1 other RNA gene and 1 pseudogene are annotated in these 379 nt (G+C 59.9%); one reads left to right on the top strand and one right to left on the bottom strand.

The features are described 5' to 3' along the window. Nucleotides 1-161 precede the first annotated feature (161 nt). Nucleotides 162-255: signal recognition particle sRNA small type (gene ffs / locus ACRPFF_RS11835), an RNA gene on the top strand. 4 nt (nucleotides 256-259) lie between these two features. Here ffs and ACRPFF_RS11830 read toward each other — a convergent pair. After that, nucleotides 260-367, bottom strand: a pseudogene (locus ACRPFF_RS11830) (hypothetical protein); the annotation flags it as partial. Nucleotides 368-379: the final 12 nt, after the last annotated feature.

Genomic DNA, 379 nt, shown 5'->3' with positions numbered 1-379 from the left:
AGGTTTCAGACGGCATGGTTTGTGATTGGGGCGGTACGGGTCAGCCTACGAGCAAATCCCACAAATCGTGTTGCAGGTCGACTTCGGATTTGCCTTCGGCAGGTGTGGCTCTGATAGAGCTGCCGTCCGGATGCATACCCGTTATAATGCCGTTTCTCCGAGGCGGGTCTCCCCGCATGGCAAATCGGAACACCGGGTCAGGGGCGGAAGCCAGCAGCCCACTCCGATGCGCCAGTGCCGGGGGGGCGGATTCGTCCGCCTGATACACGGGGCTGTAATCGGAAATCTTGCCCGTCGCAATCAACACGCCGCCCGCGTGCATACCTAGACCGCGCGGTAAATCTTCCAGCTTTTTCGCCCACGTAATCAGTTCGTCCGC

Origin of the sequence: Neisseria sp. SLRRB23 (genome assembly GCF_050896295.1) — a bacterium.
GTDB lineage: Bacteria > Pseudomonadota > Gammaproteobacteria > Burkholderiales > Neisseriaceae > Neisseria.
Note: the sequence above shows the minus strand (reverse complement) of the source record. Positions and strands in the feature narration are given on the sequence as shown.